The sequence below is a fragment of the Variovorax sp. P4_D9 genome, assembly GCF_056401695.1.
The window spans coordinates 1-2,810 of record NZ_JBFUIU010001012.1; the positions used below are offsets into that span (position 1 = coordinate 1).

The 2,810-nt window shown below is 65.7% G+C and carries 4 protein-coding genes and 2 pseudogenes; 2 read left to right on the plus strand and 4 right to left on the minus strand.

Going from position 1 to position 2,810, the window contains the following annotated elements:
- Together AC1DY5_RS50055 and AC1DY5_RS50060 are read right to left on the minus strand one after the other, a co-directional pair.
- On the minus strand, window positions 1-392 hold a 392-nt coding region (locus tag AC1DY5_RS50055; protein WP_478121748.1), incomplete at its 3' end, for a LysR family transcriptional regulator.
- Window positions 340-600 (minus strand): hypothetical protein, encoded by a 261-nt coding sequence (locus AC1DY5_RS50060; RefSeq protein WP_478121749.1) that lies wholly within the window; start codon window positions 598-600, stop codon window positions 340-342. The genes AC1DY5_RS50055 and AC1DY5_RS50060, both read right to left, overlap by 53 nt.
- Window positions 601-1,097: 497 nt before the next feature.
- Here AC1DY5_RS50060 and AC1DY5_RS50065 point away from each other — a divergent pair.
- Window positions 1,098-1,196 (plus strand): annotated as a pseudogene (locus tag AC1DY5_RS50065) (FAD-dependent monooxygenase); the annotation flags it as partial.
- Here the strand turns inward: AC1DY5_RS50065 and AC1DY5_RS50070 are convergent.
- Window positions 1,167-1,538 (minus strand): annotated as a pseudogene (locus tag AC1DY5_RS50070) (FAD-dependent monooxygenase); the annotation flags it as partial. The pseudogenes AC1DY5_RS50065 and AC1DY5_RS50070 overlap by 30 nt on opposite strands.
- A gap of 163 nt (window positions 1,539-1,701) precedes the next feature.
- Between AC1DY5_RS50070 and AC1DY5_RS50075 the strand changes: the two are divergent.
- Window positions 1,702-1,962, plus strand: a complete 261-nt coding sequence (locus AC1DY5_RS50075; RefSeq protein WP_478121750.1) for a hypothetical protein — start codon at window positions 1,702-1,704, stop codon at window positions 1,960-1,962.
- A 14-nt stretch (window positions 1,963-1,976) separates the two neighbouring features.
- Here AC1DY5_RS50075 and AC1DY5_RS50080 read toward each other — a convergent pair whose 3' ends face one another.
- Window positions 1,977-2,582 (minus strand): DNA-3-methyladenine glycosylase, encoded by a 606-nt coding sequence (locus AC1DY5_RS50080; protein WP_478121751.1) that lies wholly within the window; start codon window positions 2,580-2,582, stop codon window positions 1,977-1,979.
- Between the last annotated feature and the right edge of the window lie 228 nt (window positions 2,583-2,810).

Sequence of the window (2,810 nt, forward strand, 5' to 3'; positions counted from 1 at the left end):
CCCATGTACTGCGCAAGCAGATTGGGAAGGTTGCCTTGGCCCATGTCATGCGATGCGGAGACCCTTAGGCGACCTCGCGGCTTGGCCGCGTGGTCCTTCAGCTCGAACTGCGTGAGCTCGATCATCTCGAGCACCGGCTTGCTGCGTTCCAGCAGCAGTCTGCCCGCGTCGGTAAGGCTCACGGAGCGAGTGGACCGGTGAAAGAGACGTACACCGAAGCGCGTCTCGAGTTCAGCCACGTATTTGCTCGCCGTGGCTTTCGACATCTTGAGTCGTGTCGCGGCGCGCGAGAAGCTGCCGTTTGCTGCGACTTCCCGGAACGCCTTGATGAGTTCGAGACTATCCATGTGATCCTTGAGTCCATACGGATCGATAGCGCTTCCACGCGCCATGCAGCAAGACCGCCGCCAGGCAGAAGCCTGCGATGGCCGAAAGGATCACGAAGTAGTCGACGGCCGCGGTAAAGGCGACCTCCTGCGTGACCGACTGAGCAAGCTGCGCCAGTGCCAGCCGCGGAGCGAGGGCGGGATCCGCATTGGACGCGAAGTACCGCGTCATCTGATCGAGCACCTGCTGCACCGCGGGGTTCGGCGGCACCATGCAGCTGCGTCGCGCGGATCGCGCTGCGCCACTGCAACTGCATGCAGAGCGTGGCCAATGCAATGCCTGCGGCGACGCCGAACTGGCCGAGCATGTTCTTCACCTGATTGGCATGGGAGAGGGTGGCTTCGTCCTGCTGTACGACCTTGAAGGTCAGCACGGCGGTGCTCGACAGCACGAGGACGATGAAGGCGCCGTTGCACAGCAGTGCAGGCATCGCGCTGAGCCATGGGTTGGCTGCTTCGCTCAGGCCTGCGAGCTGCACGCCGCAAAGCATCAGGACGCAGAAGCCCGCCACGTAATAGCGCGTGGGCCCCTGGTTGTGCGGCAGCAGGCGCGAGACCACGATCAATGTCAGCACGCTGCCCAAGGCGCCGAATGCGAGGAACAGGCCGACCGTCTCGAGCGGCGCTGTCGGACAAGGTGCGGCGGATCCCCCGCAACTACTACGCGCCGATGACGACCGGCATGGGACTGATCACGCTGGAGGAACAGGCATGAACCGAACACAGGCAGGTATCGTCGGCGCCGGCCCGGCGGGGTTGATGCTTTCGCACATGCTTCATCTGGAAGGCATCGATCGCGTGCTGCTCCAGCCCCACGGTGGCGATGCGATCCCCGAGCCCCAACTCCCTGAGCATCTCGACGGTGCCGTGCACGAGTACCCCGGCACGCAACCGGGTTTGCACGTGTTCACGCCCGGCGCGTTCGATGATGACCGATTCGATGTGCGCCGAATCGCCCGCCAGGAACAGGCGACCACCATGCTGCATCGGCTCCGAAAGGAAGCTGCGCATCGTCGTCACGCCCTGCTGCGTGATCCGCCCCTCGTTGACGGGGGGCATGCAAGGGACATCCAGGCGCTTGTGCAGCTCGGACCAGATGCGGTCGTCGGACCAATTGTCCGCGTGTTCATCGGGCGGGCATTGGAGATACACGCGTCAGGCTCGGAGCGCGGATGCTCTGCATCGCGAATCCGTCTTCGTGGCAACCCCAGACCACCTCGTCGGTCGCAGGCGCGGACTCCGAGAGAATGCCCAGCCAGCCGAAAGGGTAGACGTGGTCGGGCCACCCACCGGCGCCAAGGGATTGAACTCGGCAATGGCCGACGTCAAGGTGCTGGGCCGCGCATTGACGGCGCGCCGACGAAGGCGCGCTGACGCGCTATTCGCAGACCTGCCTGAAGCGCATGTGGCTGTGGAGAGGTTCGCTGCCGGTCTGTGCAACATGGTTCATCACTTCTCCGGCGACAGTGACTTCGTACGGCGGTTGAAGCGCGCAGACCTCGACTACATGACCGGGGACACCCGCCGGACGACTTCAGTTCCCGAAAACTTCACCAGCCTGCCTGTCGAAGCCTGAACGGGCCGCGACACTCAAGATGCCGTCGACCGCCGGAACGGCTTGCTCAGGTAGCGCGAGCCCTTTTCACCGAAGCGCCAGGGCAGCTCGATCGCCTTCGAGATGCCGATCCGCGGGCCGATCTCGACCTCCAGCGGCGGGTGGTCGTCGGCTCGCGCCAGCAGCGCGAAGGGCGGCGCGTCCAGCGCCATGCCGTTGAGGCTGCAGTCGACATCGAGCGCTTGGCCGACCCGGCCAGGGCCAGCGCACAGCAGCCGCAGGTCCTCGAGGCCGCGCCGCTTTCGCATGCGCGCAACGCCGTGGGTCGGCTCCAACGCGCGGATCAGCACCCCGGCGCCGTGCCCGGACTCGCGGCAGACGAAGTTGAGGCACCAGTGGATGCCATAGGAACGGTAGACGTAGGCGTGCCCTGGTGGTCCGAACAGCGCGGCATTGCGCGGCCGCGGGCCGCCGAAGCTGTGAGCCGCCGGCTCGGTGCTGTCGTAGGCCTCGGTCTCGACGATGCGCCCGCCCACGCCATCGACGAGCAGGGTGACGCCGATCAGCCGGCGCGCGACCTCGTGCGACAGGCCTTCGAAGCCGATCGATGCGGCGGCGGGGAGCAGGGCGGCGGAAGACATCTGCGCCGCATGTTAGCCGCGCGGGGGAAAATCGGGGTCGGACGAAGGGCCGTCCGAAGCGAGACTCATTGTCGCAGGCGGTCCGCAGCCGTACGGTGGCGCATGGCCTGGCAGGTGGCATCATCAGGCCAAGATGACTTCCCTCAAGGCTCGCCAACGGCGAGAAGGCGCTCCGTCATGAGAGCATTTCACCGCTTTTATCGCCACCTCGGCGTCGACGCTGACAAG

Excerpts from the sequence above, each read along its gene's own strand:
- AC1DY5_RS50080 (WP_478121751.1), bottom strand. The coding sequence starts at position 2,582 with ATGTCTTCCGCCGCCCTGCTCCCCGCCGCCGCATCGATCGGCTTCGAA.
- AC1DY5_RS50060 (WP_478121749.1), bottom strand. The coding sequence starts at position 600 with ATGGTGCCGCCGAACCCCGCGGTGCAGCAGGTGCTCGATCAGATGACG.
- AC1DY5_RS50075 (WP_478121750.1), top strand. The coding sequence starts at position 1,702 with ATGGCCGACGTCAAGGTGCTGGGCCGCGCATTGACGGCGCGCCGACGA.